Source organism: Microbacterium binotii (assembly GCF_021398715.1).
Classification (GTDB): domain Bacteria; phylum Actinomycetota; class Actinomycetes; order Actinomycetales; family Microbacteriaceae; genus Microbacterium; species Microbacterium binotii_A.
This window is the reverse complement of the sequence record NZ_CP090347.1, coordinates 2,152,658-2,173,297: the sequence shown is the minus strand read 5'-3', so window position 1 is coordinate 2,173,297 and position 20,640 is coordinate 2,152,658. Positions and strand designations below refer to the sequence as shown.

23 protein-coding genes are annotated in these 20,640 nt (G+C 69.8%); 18 read left to right on the top strand and 5 right to left on the bottom strand.

The window, feature by feature from the left end; all coding sequences use genetic code 11:
* Window positions 1-51 precede the first annotated feature (51 nt).
* The 3 genes from miaB to dapF are packed head-to-tail and all read left to right on the top strand — an operon-like array spanning window position 52 to window position 3,418.
* Window positions 52-1,596 (top strand): tRNA (N6-isopentenyl adenosine(37)-C2)-methylthiotransferase MiaB, encoded by a 1,545-nt coding sequence (miaB, locus tag LXM64_RS10855; RefSeq protein ID WP_234073221.1) that lies wholly within the window; start codon window positions 52-54, stop codon window positions 1,594-1,596.
* A complete protein-coding gene (miaA, locus tag LXM64_RS10850; protein ID WP_234073220.1) occupies window positions 1,596-2,507 on the top strand; it encodes a tRNA (adenosine(37)-N6)-dimethylallyltransferase MiaA in 912 nt (303 codons plus the stop codon). Before miaB ends, miaA begins: the two co-directional genes overlap by 1 nt.
* 53 nt (window positions 2,508-2,560) lie before the next feature.
* Entirely contained in the window at window positions 2,561-3,418 is an 858-nt protein-coding gene (gene dapF, locus LXM64_RS10845) for a diaminopimelate epimerase (RefSeq protein ID WP_234073219.1), read from the top strand.
* Here the strand turns inward: dapF and LXM64_RS10840 are convergent.
* Window positions 3,415-4,629, bottom strand: coding sequence for an MFS transporter (locus tag LXM64_RS10840; RefSeq protein ID WP_234073218.1), 1,215 nt, complete (start codon window positions 4,627-4,629; stop codon window positions 3,415-3,417). The genes dapF and LXM64_RS10840 overlap by 4 nt on opposite strands.
* 79 nt (window positions 4,630-4,708) lie before the next feature.
* Window positions 4,709-5,350: a class I SAM-dependent methyltransferase gene (locus LXM64_RS10835; RefSeq protein WP_234073217.1), complete on the bottom strand. Its 642-nt coding sequence runs from the start codon at window positions 5,348-5,350 to the stop codon at window positions 4,709-4,711.
* 75 nt (window positions 5,351-5,425) lie between these two features.
* Between LXM64_RS10835 and hflX the strand changes: the two genes are divergently transcribed.
* Window positions 5,426-6,940 carry a GTPase HflX gene (gene hflX / locus LXM64_RS10830; RefSeq protein ID WP_234073216.1) on the top strand — a complete coding sequence of 505 codons (1,515 nt, stop codon included), beginning with the start codon at window positions 5,426-5,428 and terminating at the stop codon, window positions 6,938-6,940.
* A gap of 7 nt (window positions 6,941-6,947) precedes the next feature.
* Here the strand turns inward: hflX and LXM64_RS10825 are convergent, their stop codons facing one another.
* Both LXM64_RS10825 and lexA read right to left on the bottom strand, forming a co-directional pair.
* Complete coding sequence (locus LXM64_RS10825; protein ID WP_234073215.1) at window positions 6,948-9,086, bottom strand: prolyl oligopeptidase family serine peptidase; 2,139 nt, start codon at window positions 9,084-9,086, stop codon at window positions 6,948-6,950.
* 49 nt (window positions 9,087-9,135) lie between these two features.
* Window positions 9,136-9,807, bottom strand: coding sequence for a transcriptional repressor LexA (gene lexA / locus LXM64_RS10820; RefSeq protein ID WP_234073214.1), 672 nt, complete (start codon window positions 9,805-9,807; stop codon window positions 9,136-9,138).
* Between the two features lie 249 nt (window positions 9,808-10,056).
* Between lexA and LXM64_RS10815 the strand changes: the two genes are divergently transcribed.
* From LXM64_RS10815 to LXM64_RS10790, 6 genes are read left to right on the top strand one after another with little or no spacing between them, the layout of a single operon-like run.
* Entirely contained in the window at window positions 10,057-10,410 is a 354-nt protein-coding gene (locus LXM64_RS10815) for a LysM peptidoglycan-binding domain-containing protein (protein ID WP_234073213.1), read from the top strand.
* 19 nt (window positions 10,411-10,429) lie between these two features.
* Window positions 10,430-11,524, top strand: a complete 1,095-nt coding sequence (locus LXM64_RS10810) for a histidinol-phosphate transaminase (protein WP_234073212.1) — start codon at window positions 10,430-10,432, stop codon at window positions 11,522-11,524.
* Window positions 11,521-12,138, top strand: coding sequence for an imidazoleglycerol-phosphate dehydratase HisB (gene hisB, locus LXM64_RS10805; RefSeq protein WP_234073211.1), 618 nt, complete (start codon window positions 11,521-11,523; stop codon window positions 12,136-12,138). The genes LXM64_RS10810 and hisB overlap by 4 nt, the downstream gene beginning before the upstream one ends.
* Entirely contained in the window at window positions 12,135-12,779 is a 645-nt protein-coding gene (gene hisH, locus LXM64_RS10800) for an imidazole glycerol phosphate synthase subunit HisH (RefSeq protein ID WP_234073210.1), read from the top strand. Before hisB ends, hisH begins: the two co-directional genes overlap by 4 nt.
* Before the next feature lie 58 nt (window positions 12,780-12,837).
* Complete coding sequence (gene priA, locus LXM64_RS10795) at window positions 12,838-13,584, top strand: bifunctional 1-(5-phosphoribosyl)-5-((5-phosphoribosylamino)methylideneamino)imidazole-4-carboxamide isomerase/phosphoribosylanthranilate isomerase PriA (RefSeq protein WP_137416596.1); 747 nt, start codon at window positions 12,838-12,840, stop codon at window positions 13,582-13,584.
* Window positions 13,568-14,344, top strand: coding sequence for an SseB family protein (locus LXM64_RS10790; protein WP_234073209.1), 777 nt, complete (start codon window positions 13,568-13,570; stop codon window positions 14,342-14,344). The genes priA and LXM64_RS10790 overlap by 17 nt, the downstream gene beginning before the upstream one ends.
* 15 nt (window positions 14,345-14,359) lie before the next feature.
* Here the strand turns inward: LXM64_RS10790 and LXM64_RS10785 are convergent, their stop codons facing one another.
* On the bottom strand, window positions 14,360-14,737 hold the full coding sequence (locus LXM64_RS10785) for a DUF1844 domain-containing protein (protein WP_234075462.1): 378 nt from the start codon (window positions 14,735-14,737) through the stop codon (window positions 14,360-14,362).
* 242 nt (window positions 14,738-14,979) lie between these two features.
* On the opposite strand from LXM64_RS10785, the gene infC reads away from it, so the two are divergent.
* The 8 genes from infC (at window position 14,980) to LXM64_RS10745 (ending at window position 20,640) form a co-directional block, all read left to right on the top strand.
* Window positions 14,980-15,633, top strand: coding sequence for a translation initiation factor IF-3 (gene infC / locus LXM64_RS10780; RefSeq protein ID WP_137416598.1), 654 nt, complete (start codon window positions 14,980-14,982; stop codon window positions 15,631-15,633).
* A gap of 52 nt (window positions 15,634-15,685) precedes the next feature.
* On the top strand, window positions 15,686-15,880 hold the full coding sequence (gene rpmI, locus LXM64_RS10775; RefSeq protein WP_055968051.1) for a 50S ribosomal protein L35: 195 nt from the start codon (window positions 15,686-15,688) through the stop codon (window positions 15,878-15,880).
* Between the two features lie 29 nt (window positions 15,881-15,909).
* Window positions 15,910-16,296: a 50S ribosomal protein L20 gene (rplT, locus tag LXM64_RS10770; RefSeq protein WP_137416599.1), complete on the top strand. Its 387-nt coding sequence runs from the start codon at window positions 15,910-15,912 to the stop codon at window positions 16,294-16,296.
* A 76-nt stretch (window positions 16,297-16,372) separates the two neighbouring features.
* A complete protein-coding gene (locus tag LXM64_RS10765; protein WP_137416600.1) occupies window positions 16,373-17,173 on the top strand; it encodes a TrmH family RNA methyltransferase in 801 nt (266 codons plus the stop codon).
* Window positions 17,174-17,264: 91 nt separating this feature from the next.
* Window positions 17,265-18,053 (top strand): amino acid ABC transporter ATP-binding protein, encoded by a 789-nt coding sequence (locus tag LXM64_RS10760; protein WP_137416601.1) that lies wholly within the window; start codon window positions 17,265-17,267, stop codon window positions 18,051-18,053.
* Window positions 18,054-18,102: 49 nt separating this feature from the next.
* Window positions 18,103-19,017 carry a glutamate ABC transporter substrate-binding protein gene (locus tag LXM64_RS10755; protein ID WP_234073208.1) on the top strand — a complete coding sequence of 305 codons (915 nt, stop codon included), beginning with the start codon at window positions 18,103-18,105 and terminating at the stop codon, window positions 19,015-19,017.
* Window positions 19,018-19,084: 67 nt separating this feature from the next.
* Window positions 19,085-19,732: an amino acid ABC transporter permease gene (locus LXM64_RS10750; protein ID WP_234073207.1), complete on the top strand. Its 648-nt coding sequence runs from the start codon at window positions 19,085-19,087 to the stop codon at window positions 19,730-19,732.
* Complete coding sequence (locus LXM64_RS10745; RefSeq protein WP_137416604.1) at window positions 19,729-20,640, top strand: amino acid ABC transporter permease; 912 nt, start codon at window positions 19,729-19,731, stop codon at window positions 20,638-20,640. Before LXM64_RS10750 ends, LXM64_RS10745 begins: the two co-directional genes overlap by 4 nt.

The window sequence follows — 20,640 nt, the reverse complement described above, 5'->3', positions numbered from 1 at the left end:
CGTGTCCCGCATCCCTCCGGGCGGGAGCGCGAACGTAGAATGGCTCCCATCATGACGATCCCCTCGAGCGCTCCGACCCTCATCGCCGCCTCACCCGCCGCGCTCGACGCCGACGGACGTGCGCGGACCTATGAGGTGCGCACCTTCGGCTGCCAGATGAACGTGCACGACTCCGAGCGTCTCTCGGGGTCGCTGGAGTCGGCGGGCTACGTCCCCGTCGAGCCCGGTGCCGAGGCCGACGTGGTCGTGATCAACACGTGCGCCGTGCGCGACAACGCCGCCGGCAAGCTCTACGGCACCCTCGGGCACCTGAAGTCCCGCAAGAGCACACATGCGGGGATGCAGATCGCCGTCGGGGGCTGCCTGGCGCAGATGGACAAGCAGACGGTCGTCGACAAGGCGCCGTGGGTCGACGTCGTCTTCGGAACCCACAACATGGGCTCGCTGCCGAAGCTCCTCGAGCGGGCGCGGCACAACGAGGAGGCCGAGCTCGAGATCCTCGAGTCCCTCGACATCTTCCCGTCGACGCTGCCCACCAAACGCGACAGCGTGTACAGCGGGTGGGTCTCCATCTCGGTGGGGTGCAACAACACCTGCACGTTCTGCATCGTTCCGAGCCTGCGCGGCAAGGAGAAGGATCGCCGACCGGGCGACATCCTGAGCGAGATCCGGCTGCTCGTCGACGACGGCGCGATCGAGGTCACGCTGCTCGGCCAGAACGTGAACTCCTACGGCGTGGAGTTCGGGGATCGTCAGGCATTCGGCAAGCTCCTGCGCGCCGCAGGCGAGATCGAGGGCCTCGAGCGGATCCGCTTCACGAGCCCTCACCCCGCCGCCTTCACGGACGACGTGATCGACGCAATGGCCGAGACGCCCGCTGTGATGCCGCAGCTGCACATGCCGCTGCAATCCGGCAGCGACCGCATCCTCAAGGCCATGCGCCGTTCCTACCGTTCGGAGCGCTTCCTCGGCATCCTCGACCGGGTGCGCGCGCGGATCCCGCACGCCGCGATCTCCACCGACATCATCGTCGGGTTCCCGGGCGAGACGGAAGAGGACTTCCAGGACACCCTGCGAGTCGTCGAACAGGCGCGGTTCGCGAGCGCCTTCACCTTCCAGTACTCGATCCGCGAGGGCACCCCCGCTGCCACGATGGCGGACCAGGTGCCGAAAGAGGTCGTGCAGGAGCGGTACGAGCGCCTCGTCGCCCTTCAGGAGCGCATCAGCCTCGAAGAGAACGAGAAGCAGGTGGGTCGCCGCCTTGACGTGCTCGTCTCAGCCGGCGAGGGCAAGAAGGATGCGGCCACGCGCCGTCTCACCGGACGTGCCGAGGACAACAGACTCGTGCACTTCGAGGTCCCCGACGCCTCGCCCGTGCCTCGCCCGGGTGACGTCGTCTCCGTCGTGGTGACGCACGCGGCTCCGTTCCACCTCCTGGCGGATTCGCCCGACGGCGCTCCGCTCGTGATCCGTCGCACCCGTTCCGGCGACGCGTGGGATCGCGCGGAGGCCGATTCCTGCGGTGTGCCCTCTCCCTCGGGTTCCGGCCCGAAGGCGGTCTCTCTGGGTCTGCCGTCGCTTCGTCGGGAGCAGTGATGTCCGCGCCCCGGCTGTGGATCGTGGCCGGGGCCACCGGCACGGGGAAGACCGGGATCTCGCTCGCGCTGGCCGAGGAGCTTCGCGCACGGGGGCGGGCGGCCGAGATCGTCAACGCGGACGCCATGCAGCTGTACCGGGGAATGGACATCGGCACGGCGAAGCTCCCCGTCGCCGAGCGGCGCGGGATCCCGCATCACCTCTTCGACGTCCTCGAGGTGACCGAGGAAGCCGCTGTGGCGGACTACCAGACGCGGGCGCGGCAGGCGATCGACGCGATCAACGCCCGGGGCGCCGACGCGATCCTCGTCGGCGGTTCGGGACTGTACGTCTCCGCGGTCGCGTACGACTTCCGCTTTCCTCCGCGGGACGAGGCGCTGCGCCGGGCGTTGGAGACGGAGTTGGACGAGCTCGGCCCCGGAGCGCTGCACGAGCGCCTGCGCAGCGTCGATCCGGTCACCGCGGAGCGCGTCGATCCGCACAACGGTCGGCGGATCGTCCGGGCTCTTGAAATCCTGGCCCAGGGTGCCGCGACCCACGGTGCCGCGCTGCCCGAAGACCCGCGCCTCTGGCACCCGCGGACCCACCTGCTGATCGCTCACGAGGAGCGTGACGTGCTCGTGCCGAGGCTGGACGCGCGCGTCGAGCAGATGTGGCGGGACGGCCTGCTCGACGAGGTCGCGACCCTGCGCGAGAGGGGACTCGACACCGGGGTCACGGCGAGGCGAGCCATCGGGTATGCGCAGGCCATCGGGGAGCTCGACGGCCGGCTGAACCGTGACGAGGCGATCGCCCAGACCCAGGCGCTGACCCGCCGATACGCCCGGCGCCAGGTCTCCTGGTTCCGCCGCTACACCGCCGCCCGCCGCATCACCGCGGGGACGGCGGTCGCGGACATCGTCGAGGCGTGACGGCCCTTCGCCCGGCGGACAGCTCCGCCCCGCTCCGCCCGTAGACTGGCGGAATGTCGCGCACGCTCCCGTTCACCAAGGGCCACGGAACCGGGAACGACTTCGTGATCCTGTCGGATCCGGACGGCGAACTGGATCTCAGCGATGACCAGATCGCGGTGCTCTGCGATCGCCGGTTCGGCATCGGCGCGGACGGACTTCTGCGTGTCGTGCGGTCGGTGCGGATCCCCGAGGGCGCGGCCGCTGCCGCAGCCGGCGCCGAGTGGTTCATGGACTACCGCAACGCCGACGGATCGAAGGCCGAGATGTGCGGCAACGGCACGCGGGTGTTCGCGCGCTTCCTCGAGGATCAGGATCTGGCGTCGCTGGACGCGCCGTTGCGCATCGGCACCCGAGCCGGGGTCAAGACGCTCACGCGCAGTGAGCGCGGCTTCGAAGTGGATCTGGGGGAGTGGGTCGTCGACGAGAACGACGTTCTCGTGCGGGCCCGCGGTCTGGACGTCGCGCGCCCGGGCCAGCCGGTCGATGTGGGAAATCCCCACGTCGTCGTGGCGCTGTCCTCCGAGGCCGAGCTGGAAGCGCTCGACCTGACGGCGCAGCCCCTGCTCGACCCTCAGCCGCCCGCCGGTGCGAACATCGAGTTCGTCGTTCCGAGCGATCCCCTCGTCGTGGGGGGCGTCGGCGGCATCCGGATGCGGGTCTTCGAGCGGGGCGTCGGGGAGACCCTCAGCTGCGGCACCGGTGTGGCCGCCGCGGCTCTCGCGGTGCGCCACTGGGCAGGACCCGCGGCGCCCGATGCGTGGGTCGTGGATGTGCCCGGCGGGACGCTGGGCGTCCGGATGCACGACGGGCACGTGCTGCTGTCGGGCCCCGCGTCGCTGGTCTTCCACGGCGAGGTGACGCTCGCCTAACGGGATGCGGTGCGCTCTCCGCCCTTGGCGGCGGCAGCGCCCACCACGCCCATCGCGAGCAGGACGAGCGTCGCGGTGAGCACGGGCAGGAACCCCGCGGCAGCGCCCAGGTTCTGCGCGAGCAGTCCGGACAGGGCGGAGCCCGCCGCGATGCCGAGAACGATGCCGCTCGTGGTGAGGGTCAACAGGATCCCGGCCCGCCCCTCGTCGGCGGCGTCGCCCACGACCCGGAAGATCGTCAACAACAGCGGTCCTTGGAACGCGCCGGCGACGAGTCCGGCGCCGATGATCCACACGACGTCGTCGGCGACGAGCATGAGCGACGCCCCCAGAGCCATCCCGCAGGCGGCAACGCTCCATCGTGTCCAGGTGCCGATCCGCTCCGGGATCAGCACCATCGACAGCGTCGTGATCGCCGAGCCCACCGCCATGACGGCGTAGAGGAGCGCGCCCGCATCCGGGATCCCGATGCGCCCCGCGAAGGCGGTGAGACCCGTCTGGCTCGCGCCGAAGAACGTGCCCATCGCCAGCATTCCGACCAGCGCGGTGACCAGCAGAGTCCGGCGCCCCGCGGGGGCTGCTGTCCGCGGCGGCGCCTGTCGCCGCCGCGGCACGCTGCGGTGCGTGCGGTGCACGGCGAACTGTGTCGCGAAGGCGACCACGAGCGCACCGGCGAGGAGCGTCGCCGCCTGCGGTGACACGAACGCGGCGGTGAGGCCCACGATGGCGGGTCCGAAGATGTAGGAGATCTCGTCGATGACGCCCTCGAAGGCGAAGGCGGTCGGCAGATCATCCGGAGCGAGCGAGAGCCACCGGGTGCGGGAGAACGCGCCGACCTGCGGAAGGCTCAGCCCGATCCCGGCGGCGAGAGCGACGGCCCCGGGGTCGGAGACGTGCCCCGCGCCCCACGTCAGGACGAGGAGCAGTGCGACGTGCACGACGACGCCCACGAGGAGGACCGGACGTTGCCCGATGCGGTCGGCGATCGCCCCGGAGGCGGGAGCGCCCACGGCCTCGCCGATCGCGGCTGCTGCCGCGGCGAAGCCGCCCACCGCGATCGACCCCGTGGCAGAGGTCACGAGCGTCAGGACGGCGAGCGGGACCATCGACAGGGGAAGACGTCCGAGGCTCGTCGCGACGAGGTAGTCCCACCCGGCGATGCGCGGCAGCGCACGGTACGAGCGGATGCCGACGGAGGAGGAAGAGGGCATGGGAAAGCTCCGATCGGCGCATCCCCCGCCCGAACTGCGCCCTCAGCCCATCAGTCGTTGTGAGGTGAGCGTATCACCGTCAGGGCAGCGGAATGGGAGCGGTGGCTTCGGCTCCGTGGCGACGGATCTTGAGCACCCGGAAGCCGCGGGCGGTCGCGGTGCGGTGCACGCTGAAGCCCGCGGGGAAGGATGCGGCGAGCCAGCGCTGCAGCGAATCGGCGCCGAGGTTGCGGGCGACGACGAGCCAGGCGTCGGAGCGCTCGTCAAGTCGGGGGATCCATCGCTCGAGCATTCCGTGCAGTTCGTTCTTGCCGACGCGGATCGGCGGATTCGAACGGATCGTGCGGAAGGCGACGTCCTCGGGAACATCATCCGGCGTCACGGCGTTGATGTTGGTGAGGCCGAGGTTCTCCGCGTTGCGGCGGACGAGATCGAGGGCGCGCTGGTTGACGTCGACGGCCCACACCGTGGCGTGTGGCGACGAGAGCGCGAGCGAGATCGAGATCGGGCCCCAGCCGCATCCGAGGTCGAGGAAGTGGCCGCCGGCCGGAGGCGGCGGTGTGTTGCTCAGCAGCACGGCGGTGCCCGCATCCAGTCGATCCGGGCTGAACACTCCGCCGGCCGTCGTCACGTCGATGTCGCGACCGGCCACGCTGACACGAATGGTGCGGAGGTTCTCGGGACTGGCGGGTGACGCGGTGAAGTAGTGGTCACTCCCCATACACGAAGCGTAGCGGTAAGTCTCCGAAGGCGGGAGGCTAGAGTGAGCGGGCGCGAGACGCCCCGAAAGGAAACGATGACAGAAACACCCCCGTCCACCGACGAGCAGCGGCTCGACGACGTCGACCGGGTGCTCTCGCGAGCGGATACTCGCGCACGGATGCGCGGCCCTCTGGCCGGAGCGCAGGCGCTGCAGGACGCGACGACCGTCGCCGACGGCTTCGGCGACGGTGAGCAGTTCGACCGCGAAGAGCGTCAGGCGCTGCGTCGCGTCGGTGGCCTGTCGACCGAGCTCGAAGACGTCACCGAGGTCGAGTACCGCCAGTTGCGGCTCGAGAACGTCGTCCTCGTGGGCGTTCACCCGCAGGGTGCCACCGAGGACGCCGAGAACTCGCTGCGCGAGCTCGCTGCCCTCGCCGAGACGGCGGGCGCCGTCGTGCTCGACGGCGTGCTGCAGCGCCGACCGCATCCCGACCCCGCGACGTACATCGGCCGTGGCAAGGCGGAGGAGCTGCGAGACATCGTCGCCGCCGTCGGCGCCGACACCGTCATCGCCGACACCGAGCTCGCCGCGAGCCAGCGGCGTGCGCTCGAGGACGTCGTCAAGGTCAAGGTGATCGATCGCACGACCGTGATCCTCGACATCTTCAGCCAGCACGCGAAGAGCCGCGAAGGCAAGGCGCAGGTGGAGCTCGCCCAGCTCGAGTACCTCCTGCCGCGCCTCCGCGGTTGGGGCGAGTCGATGAGCCGTCAGGCCGGTGGCCAGGTCGGCGCCGGCGGCGCAGGTATGGGCTCGCGCGGACCCGGTGAGACGAAGATCGAGCTCGACCGCCGCCGCATCCGCACCCGGATGGCGCAGCTGCGTCGTCAGATCCGCGACTTCGCCCCGGCCCGTGATGCCAAGCGCGCCGAGCGCAAGCGCAACACGATCCCCGCCGTGGCGATCGCCGGGTATACGAACGCGGGGAAGTCGAGTCTTCTGAACCGGCTCACACGCGCGGGCGTCCTCGTGGAGAACGCGCTGTTCGCGACGCTGGATGCCACCGTTCGACGCTCGGTGACCGAGGACGGGCGCATCTACACACTGACCGACACGGTCGGATTCGTGCGCAACCTCCCGCACCAGCTGGTCGAAGCGTTCCGCTCGACGCTCGAAGAGGTCGGTGACGCCGACGTCATCGTGCACGTCGTCGACGGCTCGCACCCCGATCCCGCCGCTCAGCTGGCCACCGTCCACGATGTGATCGGTGACGTGGGAGCGCGTGACACGCGGGAGATCGTCGTGTTCAACAAGGCCGACCTCATCGACGACGATGCGCGGCTCCTGCTGCGAGGGCTCGTGCCCTCGGCGGTGTTCGTCTCGTCCCGCACGGGCGAAGGCATCGACGAGCTCCGCCAGGTCATCGAGGATGCGCTTCCGCTGCCGGAGGTCGAGCTGCGGGTTCTGCTGCCGTACGATCGCGGCGACCTGGTCTCGGCCGTGCACGAGCACGGGATGATCTACGAGGAGTCGCACGAGGCGGAGGGCACGGCCCTCCACGCCCGCGTCGGCGCGGCGCTCGCCGGCAGGCTCGAAGCCTTCCTCGCCTGAGGACGCCTCATTCTCCGTCGAGGGCGGGGAGGAGCACGAACAGGTCCGGATCGTTCGTCGTCGCGGTGAATCCCGCCGCCCGCAGGGTCTCGGCCCACTCGCGCGTGCGCGGGCGGGCGACGAGGGGCCGCAGGGGCTCGCGCGCGACGACGACGCGGAGGTCGCGCTCCCCGTGCGTCACATCGCTCTCGGGGTCGACGAACACCTCTCGTCCGTCCGGGCCGCCGGCGATGTGCAACGCGCCGATCGACAGCGGAAGCTCGGGCGCGTCCGTGGTGAAGCCGAGCACCTCTCCGAGGAAGGCCAGCTCCGAGGTGAGCGCGTCGATCGTGGTCTCCCGGCGCCGGAACCCGTGCCCTTCGCCTTCGAACAGGACGTACGCGTGCGGCACGCCGTGCTCACGCAGAGCGTCGCGGATGGCCTCGGCCTGCGCCGGCGGCACGACCCGGTCCTCGGAGCCCTGCAGGATCAGCAACGGCACGCGGAATCGCTCGGGGTGCGTGAGCGGTGAGCGTTCGACGTACACCTCCTCCGTCTCCGGCAGCGGACCGATCAGACCGTCGAGATAGCGCGACTCGAAGTCGTGCGTGTCCGCCACGAGCGCGCGGGCGTCGCCGACGCCGTAGCGCGAGACCCCCGCAGCGAAGACATCGCCGCGCGTCAGCGCCGAGAGCACCGTCCAGCCGCCGGCTGACCCTCCTTCGATCGCCAGTCGGTCAGGGTCCGCGAGACCGGCCGCGGCGACATGCCGCGCGGCCGCGATCACGTCGTCGACGTCGGCGACGCCCCACTGGCCGCGCAGCCGCTCACGGTAGGCGCGCCCGTAGCCGGTCGAGCCGGAGTAGTTGACGTCGAGGACCCCGATGCCGCGGCTCGTGAAGTACGCGATCTTGCGCGATGCGGCCGGGCCCACATGGGCGGTCGGTCCGCCGTGCACCCACACGAGGCAGGGGGCGAGCTCGTCGACGGGGCCGTGGAGCTCCGGATGCGTCGGCGGGTAGAAGTAGGCGTGCACGGGGCCGTGGGGTCCGTCGGCGGTCAACGCACGGGGTGCGGGCAACCACGGCTCGAGCGCGGAGAGATCGTCGCCGGACAGACGTTCCGGTGCCGCTGTGCCGTCCGCATCCACGAGCCAGAGTCCGAGCGGGGCGGATGCGGACGCCGTCGTGATCAGCAGGCGCGTACCGCGCGCATCCTCGAGGAAGGTCTGGGAGGCGCCGTCGATGCCCACGGAGCGGGTCGTGCCGTCGGCGGGATCGATCACCACGACAGAGTCCTCGCCGTTCGTGCGCACCGCGACGACCCGTCCGTCCTCGAGCGGGGCGAACCACCGCATCCCGAGCGTCCACAGCGCGCCGCCCGTGTCGGCGTCGTCATGGGTGAGGGTGCTGCGCTCGCCGGTGTCCGGTCGCACGCGCTGCACCTGCCACCGGCCGGACGCGTCGTCGAGGTAGAGCAGTTCGTCGGAGCCGGTCCACACCGGCTGGAGCGCCGAGGCCGCGCCGTCCGTGACGGTGACGACATCCTCGACCACGCCGTCGCGCAGACGCCCCACGTGCAGGCGCGTGCGGTCCCAGGGCAGGTCGGGGTGATTCCACCCGATCCATGCGAGATGCCGACCATCCGGAGACAGCGCGGGCTGGGCGACGAAGTCGTCACCGTGTGCGATGACCCGCGCATCGGCGCCATCGAGCGAGATCTCGACGATGGCCCGCTCCCCGGTGGATGCCGCGGTGCGCTCGCGCACCGCGAGCAGGCGGCCGGACGCCCACACCAGGCCTCCGAACGCCGTGCCGTCCGCCTCGGGCGTGAGCGGAGTCGGAGCGCTGCCCGGGTCGAGGACGTAGACGCGCTGGTCGCCGGCCTCCACGAAGAACAGTCGCCCGTCCTCGGCCGCGCACCACGCGCCGCCGCCGTACTCGTGCACCCGGGATCGCACGTTCCACGGAGCGGGAAGGACATCCGCGATCCGACCGTCGGGCTGTCGGCGGCGCACCGCCATGCGGCCGCCCTCCTCTGGCGCCGACTGCGCCCACCAGATCTCCTCGCCGACGAACCGCGCACCGTCGAAGCGCGTGGAGGAACTCGCGACGTCGGCGGCGGAGATGGGCGAGGGCCAGGAACCGTAGGAGCTGGTGTCGGTCATGCCCCCACGCTACGCGGCGGCCCCGGGGTCTCCCGAAGAGAGCGGCGAGTCAGACCGCGCGCATGAGCGCGACGACCTTGCCGAGCACGACGGCATCGTCGCCGAGGATCGGCTCGAAGGCCGTGTTGCGCGGCAGGAGCCATACGTGCCCGTCGCGGCGCCGGAACGTCTTCACGGTCGCCTCACCGTCGAGCATCGCGGCGACGACGTCGCCGTTCTCGGCCGTCGGCTGGGAACGCACCACGACCCAGTCGCCGTCGCAGATCGCCGCGTCGATCATCGAGTCTCCCGACACCTTCAGCATGAACAGGTCTCCCTTGCCCACGAGCTGGCGGGGCAGCGGGAAGATCTCTTCGACGTGCTGGTCTGCCGTGATCGGCACACCCGCAGCGATCCGCCCCACGAGCGGAACCAGCGCGGCATCGCCCACGGGGGGTGCGGCGTCGGCCGGGTTCTCGGCGGCGGTGCCCGGCAGATCGATCAGGACCTCCATGGCACGCGTCTTGCCGGGGTCGCGTCGGAGATAACCGGAGAGCTCGAGCTGGTTCAGCTGGTGCGTGACGCTCGAGAGCGACTTCAGTCCCACCGCGTCCCCGATCTCGCGCATGCTCGGCGGGTAGCCGTGGCGGGCGATCGAGTGCTGGATGACCTCGAGGATCGCGAGCTGCTTGTCGCTGAGGCTCTTGCGCCGGCGGGTCTGCGGCTTCTGGTTGGTGGCCATGCGGCGCTCCCGTCGGGTCTGTTCCGTTCGAATGTCGGAGGTCGATGATTCGGTGTCTTCAGCCAAACCGTAGCGGGAATCGGCGGCGATCCAGTCCTTGCGCAGGGCGTGTCGTCTTCGAAACTCGACCGGTTTCGCGATCGCTTGACAGTACCGTAAATCGAAGATAGCTTCGGAAGAGAAGTTCGTACCCGGCTCTCCCGGCCGGAGGGTCGGGTACGAATCTCTTCCCGTCCTGAAGGAGTCGTCATGAGCACGATCGAGTTCGCCGCCCCCGTCGCCACCCGCCTGCGTCTGACCGCGCGCGGTCGTCGGGTGCTCGCCTGGCTCGTCGCTCTGCCCGTCGTCGCGGCGCTGGCCGTCGGCGTGATCAGCGGCGGGTCCGCGCTCGCCTCGCGCGAGCCCGGCGCAGCCGCCGGCTCGTTCGAGATGGTGACGGTGATGGCGGGGGAGTCGCTGTGGTCGATCGCGGAGGAGGTCGCTCCCCAAGACGACCCGCGCGACGTCGTCGACGCGATCATGCGGCTCAACACCCTGCCGGGCGCGCAGGTGAGCGCCGGGCAACGTCTGGCCATCCCGGCGGAGTACGCCTCGGGCGAGTGAGGTCCTGCGCGGTTCTACGATGGAGCGCGTGACGATCAGCCTCGATGATTTGCCGATCCGCGACGATCTGCGCGGACTCAAGCCCTACGGCGCGCCCCAAGCGCCGCTTCCGGTGGCGTTGAACGTCAACGAGAACACGCATCCCGTCCCGGCCGATGTCGCGTCCGACATCCTCGCGTCGATCGGTGCCGCCCTCGAACAGGTCAACCGCTACCCGGACCGCGAGTTCAGCCGTTTGCGCGCTGCTTTCGCCGGCTACCTCGGCGGCGGACTGGTCGCGGAGCAGATCTGGGCGGCCAACGGGTCCAACGAGGTCCTCCAGCACGTCCTGCAGGCGTTCGCGGGTCCTGGGCGCACCGCGTTCGGCTTCGCGCCCACGTACTCGATGTACCCGCTGCTCACCCGGGCGACGGGGGCGGAGTGGGTCGCCGGCACTCGCGCCGAGGACTACAGCCTGAGCGCTGTGTCCGCCGCGGAACAGGTGCGTCGGGCGGACCCGGACGTGATCTTCCTCTGCGCCCCGAACAATCCGACCGGAACGCCGATGACCCTCGACGTCATCGAGGCGGTGTACGAGGCCAGCCGCGGCATCGTCATCGTCGACGAGGCCTATCAGGAGTTCGCCCCGCGGGACACCCCGTCGGCGATCTCGCTTCTGCCAGGGCGCGAGCGGCTGGTCGTCTCCCGCACCATGAGCAAGGCGTTCGCGTTCGCGGGTGCGCGCGTCGGGTACCTGGCTGCTGATCCCGCGGTCGTGGACGCTCTTCGTCTGGTGCGGCTTCCGTACCACCTCAGCGCCCTGACGCAGGCGGCAGCGGAGGCCGCGCTGCGCCACGCCGACACGATGCTCGGCATGGTCGACGAGATCGTCGCGCAGCGTGATCGCATCAGCGGCGAGCTGACCGCGATGGGTTACCTCGCGCACGAGTCATGGACCAACTTCGTCCTGTTCGGCGGCGTCGCCGACCCTGCGGCCGTGTGGCGCGCGCTGTACGAACGTGGCGTCCTCATCCGCGACGTCGGCATCCCCGGTCACCTGCGCGTGACGGCGGGGACCGAGGCTGAGACGACGGCGTTCCTGGCGGCCATGGCGTCGATAGACTCGCAGGCATGACCGCGCAGCCCGCATCGCACCGCACCGCCGAGCTCAGCCGGGCCACGAGCGAGTCGCAGATCGAGCTCTCGCTCGACCTCGACGGCACCGGCAAGAGCTCGATCTCGACGAGCGTGCCGTTCTTCGACCACTTGTTGACGGCGTTCGCGAAGCACTCCCTCACCGATCTGACGGTGCGGGCCACCGGTGACACCCACATCGACGCACATCACACCGTGGAAGACGTGTCGATCGTCCTCGGCCAGGCGATCCGCGCCGCTCTGGGGGACAAGAGCGGGATCGCGCGGTACGGCGATGCGCTCGTGCCGCTCGACGAGGCGCTCGCGCAGGCGGTCGTCGACATCAGCGGCCGCCCGTACCTCGTCCACGACGGCGAGCCCGAGGGGTATGCGTTCCACCTGATCGGGGGTCACTTCACCGGGTCACTCGTGCGTCACGCGTTCGAGGCCATCGCCTACAACGCGGCGCTCACCGTGCACGTGCGCGTTCTGGGCGGCCGCGACCCGCACCACATCGCCGAGGCCGAGTTCAAGGCGTTCGCACGTGCGTTCCGCCAGGCGAAGGCGTTCGACCCGCTCGTCGACGGGATCCCGAGCACGAAGGGCGCCCTGTGACCGACGCGCCGCTGGTCGCGGTCCTCGACTACGGTTCGGGCAACGTCCACTCCGCCGTCAAGGCTCTGGCCGCAGCCGGTGCCGACGCGCGGCTGACCGCCGACCGCGGACTCATCCAGGATGCGGACGGCCTGCTCGTGCCGGGTGTCGGAGCGTTCCGAGCGGTGGCGGAGGCATTGCGGGCGAGCAAGGGCGACGAGCTCATCGGCAGGCGCTTGGCCGGCGGCCGCGCCGTGCTCGGGATCTGCGTCGGGATGCAGGTGCTGTTCGACCACGGCGTGGAACGCGGCGACGCGACCGACGGGCTGGGCGAGTGGCCGGGGACGGTGACCGAGCTCGACGCGCCCGTTCTGCCGCACATGGGCTGGAACACGGTCTCACCGGATGCGGGCTCACGTCTGTTCGCCGGGCTCGAGGACGAGCGCTTCTACTTCGTGCACTCCTTCGCGGCGCAGCACTGGACGATGCCGCCTCAGGCGCCGTTCGCCGAGCCGGTGCTCACGTGGGCCACACACGGCTCCCCGTTCCTTGCGGCCGTGGAGAACGGGCCTCTCAGCGCCACGCAGTTCCACCCCGAGAAATCGGGGGCTGCGGGCATCCGTCTCCTCGCCAATTGGATCAGCACGCTGCGACCCCAGTAGTCTCTTACCTCGTGCCGCACGCCGGGGATCCGCCGGGTGCGCGAGCGCACGAGGAGCCATGAACGATTTCGCGTCCACCCCTGAACTCATCCTTCTGCCGGCGGTCGATGTCGCCGATGGGAAGGCCGTCCGCCTCACCCAGGGTGAGGCTGGTAGCGAGACCAGCTACGGCGACCCGGTCGACGCTGCCGTCGAGTGGGCGCGGCAGGGCGCGCAGTGGATCCATCTCGTGGATCTCGACGCCGCGTTCGGACGCGGCAACAACGCGGCCGTGATGCGCCGGGTCATCAAGCAGGTGAAGGGCGTCCAGGTCGAGTTGTCGGGCGGGATCCGTGATGACGAGAGCCTCGACGCCGCCCTCGAGTCGGGAGCGGCGCGCATCAACCTCGGCACGGCGGCGCTGGAGAATCCCGAGTGGGCGGCGGATGTCATCAGTCGTTACGGCGAGTCCGTCGCCGTCGGGCTGGACGTGCGCGGCACGACCCTCGCGGCGCGCGGCTGGACGCGCGAGGGTGGCGACCTCTGGGCCGTGCTCGACCGCCTCGAGGACGCGGGCTGCAGCCGTTACGTCGTGACCGACGTCACCAAGGACGGCACCCTGCGCGGCCCCAATGTGGAGCTGCTGCGCGAGGTCACGGCGCGTACCCCGAAGCCGGTGGTCGCCTCGGGCGGGATCTCGAGCCTCGACGACATCGCCGCGCTTCGCGAGCTGGTGCCGCTGGGTGTCGAGGGCGCCATCGTGGGCAAGGCCCTCTATGCCGGCGCGTTCACGCTGGCCGAGGCGCTGGATGTCGCAGGACGCTGACGCGAGCTGCGGACACGACTCCGCGGGGGTCCCCTGGGAAGGGCGTCGTTTCCAGACGAACACCCACGCGGGTGACGACGGCTCGGCGGATGCGGCGCTGCTGGCCGCGCTGACGGCCTTTCGCTCCGGGGAGGGCGACGCTGTCGCCGTCGTCGACGCCTATCGCCGTGCGCGCCTGCTGATCCCGCTCATCGCCGAGAAGGGGGAGGAGGGCACCGCCCCCAGCGGGCTGCGCGTGGACAAGACGCAGGAGTTGTCGATCGTCACCGTCGCAGGTCCGGACGGGCGACGCGTTCTTCCGGTCTTCAGCTCGGTCGACACCATGGCCCGGTGGGATCGGAGCGCACGGCCCGTCCCCGCTGACGGCATCCGCACCGCGCTCGCTGCCGCGGGCGACGACACGGATCTGATCGTCATCGATCCGGGCTCACCGACGGAGTTCGTGCTGCGCCGGCCCGCCGTCTGGGCCATCGGCCAGGGGCACCCGTGGGAGCCGAGCCCGGTGTCGCCGGAGGTCTTCGCGGGGCTGCAGGAGAGCATCGGCGCCGAACTCGCCGTGCTCGATCTCTCGGTCGCCGCAGGAGACCCCGACGCGCGCTTGCGCGGTCCGGAGCTGATCGTCGAGCTGCACCTCATCGACGGTCTCGACAAGGAGCAGTTGGATGCCGTCCTCGCCCGTCTCGCCCGCCGCTGGTCGGTCGATGACCGCATCGCGGTCCTCGTCGACTCGTTGACGGTCAAGCTCCGCCGGTCGCGCTGAGCCGGCCGCATCCGGTCAGGTGACGGGGCCCGTCCACTTCTCGCCGGGGCCCTTGCCGATCGGGTCGGGGATGACGGAGGCCTCGCGGAAAGCGAGCTGCACAGAGCGCAGGCCGTCGCGCAGCGACCGGGCGTGCATGTCGCTGATCTCGGGGGCTCCCGCGGTGATCAGACCCGCGAGGGCGTTGATGAGCTTGCGCGCCTCGTCGAGGTCGGTCTGGGTGTCGGGGTCGTCTGCGAGGCCGACCTTGACGGCTGCGGCGCTGAGCAGGTGCACGGCGGTCGTGGTGATGACCTCCACCGCGGGGACGTCGGCGATGTCGCGGGATGCGGCGGTGGCAGCAGCCTCCTGACGCTCCCAGCGCTCCTGGTTGGCGCGTGCCTGCGCGTCGATGTCGGCGGCCTGGTCGTACGGAGTCGAGTCCACGTTGCTCTTTCTGCTAAAGTGGGCGAGCACCGGAGCGTCTGCTCCGATCGAAAGAGGATCACATCCCACCCGCGCTTGCCGCTCCAGGCTACCGGGTCATTGCACTCCGCCTCCTCCTGAGGGGGCAGTCAGGGTGCGAGAAAGCCGGCGCCTCGCGTCGTGCCGGGTGGCGTGGTCTTCTTCCGCCCGGGAATGTCGTCGACATCCCGGTGGCCCCATCCGCTACGTCAGAGGAGTTCCGCATCAGCGATCCCCGCACCAACGACCGCATCCGCGTTCCCGAGGTCCGCCTCGTGGGACCCGCGGGTGAGCAGGTCGGCGTCGTCCGCATCGAGGTGGCGCTGCGCCTGGCCCAGGAGGCCGACCTCGATCTCGTCGAGGTGGCCCCGAACTCGAAGCCCCCCGTGGTCAAGATCATGGACTACGGCAAGTTCAAGTACGAGGCTGCGCAGAAGGCCAAGGAAGCGCGTCGCAATCAGGCCAACACCGTCCTCAAAGAGGTGCGTTTCCGCCTGAAGATCGAAGCTCACGACTACATCACCAAGCTCAAGCGTGCCGAGGGCTTCCTGCAGGCCGGCGACAAGGTCAAGGCCATGATCCTGTTCCGAGGCCGCGAGCAGTCGCGTCCCGAGCAGGGCGTGCGTCTGCTGCGCAAGTTCGCGGAGGACGTCGCCGAGTTCGGCACCGTGGAGTCCAACCCCACGATCGACGGACGCAACATGGTCATGGTGGTCGCCCCGCACAAGAACAAGTCCGAGGCGAAGGCGGAGCAGAACGCTCAGCGCGCGGCGAACAAGGAAGCCGCCCGTCAGGCACGCACCGGGGACACCCCGGAGCCTGCCACCGCAGACGCGGCCGAATAAGGCCACACACCTGATCCCGCGCCACGCGGGAGTCACAACGAAGGAAGAGAAGATGCCGAAGCAGAAGACCCACTCGGGTGCCAAGAAGCGCTTCAAGCTGACCGGAAGCGGCAAGCTCATGAAGCAGCAGGCGGGCATGCGTCACAACCTCGAGGGCAAGTCGAGCCGTCGCACCCGTCGCCTGAACCAGGAGCAGGTCCTGGCTCCCGGTGACGCCAAGCAGGCCAAGAAGCTCCTCGGCCTCTGATCGCCGACGCACGTAAGTAAGGGAAAGAAATGGCTAGAGTCAAGCGGGCAGTAAACGCCCACAAGAAGCGTCGCGTCATCCTCGAGCGCGCCTCCGGTTACCGCGGTCAGCGTTCGCGCCTGTACCGCAAGGCCAAGGAGCAGGTCACCCACTCGCTGGTCTACGCGTACCGCGACCGCCGCAAGCGCAAGGGCGACTTCCGCCGCCTCTGGATCCAGCGCATCAACGCCGCTGCTCGCCAGAACGGCATCACCTACAACCGCTTCATCCAGGGCCTCGGCCTCGCGGGTGTGCAGGTCGACCGCCGCATCCTGGCCGAGCTCGCTGTGAACGAGCCCGCCACGTTCGCGTCGCTCGTGGCGACGGCGAAGGCGGCCCTGCCGACCGACGTCAACGCCGCCAAGGCCTCGGCGTAATCCGAACACCCCGAAGGGGCGCCCTCCTCACGGAGGGCGCCCCTTCGGGGTACCCGCGTCACCCTAGACTGGGAACGTGCTGGAGAATCCCCGATCCCCACGCGTTCGCGCGGTTGCCAAGCTCGCCAAGCGCGCTGCCCGCGACGAGACGGGCTTGTTCCTTCTGGAGGGCCCGCAGGCCGTCCGCGAAGCCCTCGCCTTCCGACCCGAGAGCATCGTCGAGCTGTTCGCGACGCCGACCGCTCTCGAGCGACACCAGGACCTGCGCGATGCCGCGGCCGAGGCCGGGCTCGACATCGAGTACACCGCCGAGCCGGTGCTCGAGGCGATGGCCGACACCGTGACGCCGCAGGGGATCGTCGCCGTCGCCCGGCAGTTCCCCACGTCGCTGCGCGATGTGCTGGCCGCGGGGCCCCGGCTGCTCGCGATCTGCGAGGAGGTGCGCGATCCCGGAAATCTCGGAACCATCATCCGCGCGGCCGACGCGGCGGGCGCCGACGCGGTGATCCTGACCGGTCGCACGGTGGATCCCTACAACCCCAAGGTGGTCCGTGCGACCACCGGATCGCTTTTCCACATCGCGCTGTCTCGCGCCGGTGAGCTCGCCGCCGCCGTGACCGCCATCCGCGGGGCGGGGCTGCGCGTCGTCGCCGCCGACGTCAAGGGCGACGACCTGCTCGAGGCGCGGTCGACGGGTCTGCTCGCGCAGCCGACCGCGTGGCTGTTCGGCAACGAGGCGCGCGGTCTCGAGGACGCGGCGCTCGAGCTCGCGGACGACGCGCTGCGCCTTCCGATCTACGGCAGCGCCGAGTCCCTCAACCTCGCGACGGCAGCCAGCGTCTGCCTCTACGAGTCCGCCTTCGCGCAGCGCAGCTGACGTCTCGCCCCGGCCGGGCGAACGTTAGAAGTCGGTGAGAGATCCGTCAAGAGTCCCCGAGGGGCACTGGGGCGATTCATAGTCTGTCCTGATGACGCCCTCGGATGCCGCGCCCCCGACTTCGAACATCACCGTGCGTCGCGGCGACCCGCTCGTCGTGCTCACCGACGTCCAGAAGCACTACGGCGACTTCCAAGCGCTGACCGACATCGACCTCACCGTCAACCGAGGCGAGGTCGTCGTGGTCATCGGACCGTCCGGCTCCGGCAAGTCGACGCTGTGTCGGACGATCAATCGGCTCGAGACGATCACGAGCGGCACGATCACGATCGACGGCGAGGATCTGCCGAGCGAGGGGAAGCAGCTCGCGGCTCTCCGGGCGGACGTCGGCATGGTCTTCCAATCGTTCAACCTCTTCTCGCACCTCACGATCCTCGAGAACGTCACGCTGGGGCCGATCAAGGTCAAGGGCATGAAGAAGGCGGACGCCGAGCGCGAGGCGAAGACGCTGCTCGAGCGCGTCGGAGTGGCGCATCAGGCGAACAAGCTCCCCGCCCAGCTCTCCGGCGGCCAGCAGCAGCGCGTCGCCATCGCCCGCGCCCTGGCGATGACCCCGAAGGTCATGCTCTTCGACGAGCCCACCAGCGCGCTGGACCCCGAGATGATCAACGAGGTCCTCGACGTCATGACCTCGCTCGCCGAGTCCGGCATGACCATGATCGTCGTGACGCACGAGATGGGCTTCGCGCGCAAGGCCGCCGACCGCGTCGTCTTCATGGCCGACGGGCGCATCGTCGAAGAGGCCGCGCCCGACACCTTCTTCACCGCCCCGAAGAGTGAGCGAGCGAAGGACTTCCTCTCGAAGCTCATCACCCACTGACCCCCGCACGTTCTTCCCGCACCAATCCCCCCACAGCAAGGAGAGAGAAATGCGCACCACACGACTGACCGCCCTTCTGGGACTCACGGCCGTCGCGGCCCTCGGCCTCACCGCGTGCAACAGCGGATCGCCGACTCCCGGCGGCGCCGCCGGCGGCTCGGAAGGCACCGATGAGAGCTCGGTCTGGTTCGAGACGGCCGCCGACGTCTCGCTGGAGGGCAGCCCCACCTTCGACCGCATCACCGAGCGCGGCGGAGTGATCGTCGGTGTGAAGGAGGACCAGCCGGGTCTCGGCTTCCTCGACGTGACGACCAACGAGCGCACCGGCTTCGACATCGACATCGCCCGGTGGATCGCCGCATCCCTCGGCTACGGCGAGGAAGACATCACCTTCCAGCCGATCGCCTCGGCCAACCGCGAGCAGGCGATCGTGAACGGAGACATCGACTACTACGTCGGCACCTACTCGATCACCGACAAGCGCAAGGAGCAGATCGACTTCGCCGGACCGTACTTCATCACGGGTCAGGGCCTGCTCGTCGCGAGCGACAGCGACATCTCCAGCGAAGCGGATCTCGGCCCCGACACCAACGTGTGCTCGGCCACCGGTTCCACGCCGATCCAGAACATCAAGGCGAACTTCCCGGGTGTGCCCACCACGGAGTTCGACGTCTACTCGGCCTGCGTCGAGGCGCTGCTGAACGGCCAGGTGGATGCGGTCACCACCGACCAGGCGATCCTGATCGGCTACGCGGCCTTGTACCCCGACGAGCTCAAGGTCGTGGGCGAGCCCTTCAGTGAGGAGCGTTACGGCGTCGGCCTCGAGAAGGGCGACACCGTCCTGCTCGAGCACATCAACGAGATGTTCACCGATGGCGGCGACATCTGGCAGGCCATCTTCGACAAGAACCTCGGTGCATCCGGGATCACCGTCGAGCAGCCCGCCGTCGACGCAGCCAGCTGACAGTCCCTGAGGTGAGGGCGGTCTCCCGGGGGACCGCCCTCACCGGATCACGGTAAGGACCTCTGAGATGAACGTGATCGTCGACAACCTCGACATCTGGGGCATCGCGCTGCGCAACACGCTGCTGCTCTTCTTCGCGGGCGCGCTGATCGCGCTCGTGCTGGGCACGCTCGTGGGTGCGATGCGCGTCTCTCCGGTGCCGATCGCCCGCGCAGTCGGCACGGTGTACGTGAACATCGTGCGGAACACCCCCCTGACGGTCATCTTCTTCTTCTTCGCCTTCGGATACCCCGCGCTGGATCTTCCGAACCCCGGATACACCGTGCTCGCGATGTGCGCGCTCGGGATCTACACCGCCACCTACGTCGCCGAGGTGCTGCGCTCGGGCATCAACACCGTCCCGGTCGGTCAGGCGGAGGCCGCCCGAGCGCTGGGGCTGACGTTCGGTCAGGTGATGGCGCTCGTCATCATGCCGCAGGCGTTCCGCTCCGTGGTTCCGCCCATGATGAGCGTGCTCATCGCGCTGCTCAAGAACACGACCATCGCCGCGGGCTTCTCCGTCGCCGAGCTCGGCGTGATCCGCGCGAACCTCAGCGAGCGCGGTGAGAACGCGCTCGTGGTGCTGCTGTGGGTCGCGGCGATCTTCATCGTGATGGTGCTGGCGCTCTCGCTGGTCCAGCGACGACTCGAGAACCGATGGAGGGTGGCGCGATGAGCTCCGTTCTGTACGACCTGCCCGGCCGTCGCGCGATCATCCGCAACCGGATCATCGGCGTCATCACCGTCCTCGTCATCCTCGGTCTCGGCGGTTTCGTCGTCTACCGCTTCATCGAGACCGGTCAGTTCTCCGCCGAGAAGTGGTACATCTTCACTTTCACGACCGTCTGGGAGCAGATCCTCGCGGCCACGGGCCGCACGCTGGCCGCGTTCGCGGCCGCTGCGGTCGCCTCCGTCGTCCTCGGATTCGTGCTGGCGCTGGGTCGCATGTCCGATCACGCCTGGGTGCGCTGGCCCGCGACGGGGATCATCGAACTCTTCCGCGCGGTGCCCGTGCTGATCCTCATGATGCTGCTCTACTACGGCCTGCCCGTCGTGGGGGTGCGGCTGGAGGCGTACTGGGCCGTGGTCATCGCGCTCGCCGTCTACAACGGCTCCGTGCTCGCCGAAGTCATCCGCGCAGGGGTCGAGTCGTTGCCGCGCGGTCAAAGCGAGGCCGGATACGCGCTGGGGCTGCGCAAGGCCGGTGTGATGCGGCTCATCCTGCTCCCGCAGGCGGTGCGGGCGATGCTCCCGGTGATCGTCGCGCAGCTCGTCGTCACTCTCAAGGACACCGCGCTCGGCTACATCATCACCTACAACGAACTGCTCTACTACGCCCGGCTCATCGGTACGCAGGCGCAGTACGACCGACCGATCCTGCAGGCGGGCATGGTCGCAGCCGCGATCTACATCTCTCTGTGTCTCGTGCTCGCCGGCATCGCCAAGTGGGTCGAGGTCCGGATGCGCTCGTCGCAGCGCGCGGGCCGGGGTGGTCAGGCCGCGCCGTTGGGGCGGGCGACGACCGACACGGAGGTCATCGCGGCGCAGCGAGGTGTCGGCAAGTACGACTCCAGCGCCCTCTGA

Bases quoted from the DNA above. Each gene is read 5' to 3' on its own strand.
- miaB (WP_234073221.1), top strand. From the start codon at position 52: ATGACGATCCCCTCGAGCGCTCCGACCCTCATCGCCGCCTCACCCGCC.
- miaA (WP_234073220.1), top strand. From the start codon at position 1,596: ATGTCCGCGCCCCGGCTGTGGATCGTGGCCGGGGCCACCGGCACGGGG.
- dapF (WP_234073219.1), top strand. From the start codon at position 2,561: ATGTCGCGCACGCTCCCGTTCACCAAGGGCCACGGAACCGGGAACGAC.
- LXM64_RS10840 (WP_234073218.1), bottom strand. From the start codon at position 4,629: ATGCCCTCTTCCTCCTCCGTCGGCATCCGCTCGTACCGTGCGCTGCCG.
- LXM64_RS10835 (WP_234073217.1), bottom strand. From the start codon at position 5,350: ATGGGGAGTGACCACTACTTCACCGCGTCACCCGCCAGTCCCGAGAAC.
- hflX (WP_234073216.1), top strand. From the start codon at position 5,426: ATGACAGAAACACCCCCGTCCACCGACGAGCAGCGGCTCGACGACGTC.
- LXM64_RS10825 (WP_234073215.1), bottom strand. From the start codon at position 9,086: ATGACCGACACCAGCTCCTACGGTTCCTGGCCCTCGCCCATCTCCGCC.
- lexA (WP_234073214.1), bottom strand. From the start codon at position 9,807: ATGGCCACCAACCAGAAGCCGCAGACCCGCCGGCGCAAGAGCCTCAGC.
- LXM64_RS10815 (WP_234073213.1), top strand. From the start codon at position 10,057: ATGAGCACGATCGAGTTCGCCGCCCCCGTCGCCACCCGCCTGCGTCTG.
- LXM64_RS10810 (WP_234073212.1), top strand. From the start codon at position 10,430: ATGGAGCGCGTGACGATCAGCCTCGATGATTTGCCGATCCGCGACGAT.
- hisB (WP_234073211.1), top strand. From the start codon at position 11,521: ATGACCGCGCAGCCCGCATCGCACCGCACCGCCGAGCTCAGCCGGGCC.
- priA (WP_137416596.1), top strand. From the start codon at position 12,838: ATGAACGATTTCGCGTCCACCCCTGAACTCATCCTTCTGCCGGCGGTC.
- LXM64_RS10790 (WP_234073209.1), top strand. From the start codon at position 13,568: ATGTCGCAGGACGCTGACGCGAGCTGCGGACACGACTCCGCGGGGGTC.
- rpmI (WP_055968051.1), top strand. From the start codon at position 15,686: ATGCCGAAGCAGAAGACCCACTCGGGTGCCAAGAAGCGCTTCAAGCTG.
- rplT (WP_137416599.1), top strand. From the start codon at position 15,910: ATGGCTAGAGTCAAGCGGGCAGTAAACGCCCACAAGAAGCGTCGCGTC.
- LXM64_RS10760 (WP_137416601.1), top strand. From the start codon at position 17,265: ATGACGCCCTCGGATGCCGCGCCCCCGACTTCGAACATCACCGTGCGT.
- LXM64_RS10755 (WP_234073208.1), top strand. From the start codon at position 18,103: ATGCGCACCACACGACTGACCGCCCTTCTGGGACTCACGGCCGTCGCG.
- LXM64_RS10750 (WP_234073207.1), top strand. From the start codon at position 19,085: ATGAACGTGATCGTCGACAACCTCGACATCTGGGGCATCGCGCTGCGC.
- LXM64_RS10745 (WP_137416604.1), top strand. From the start codon at position 19,729: ATGAGCTCCGTTCTGTACGACCTGCCCGGCCGTCGCGCGATCATCCGC.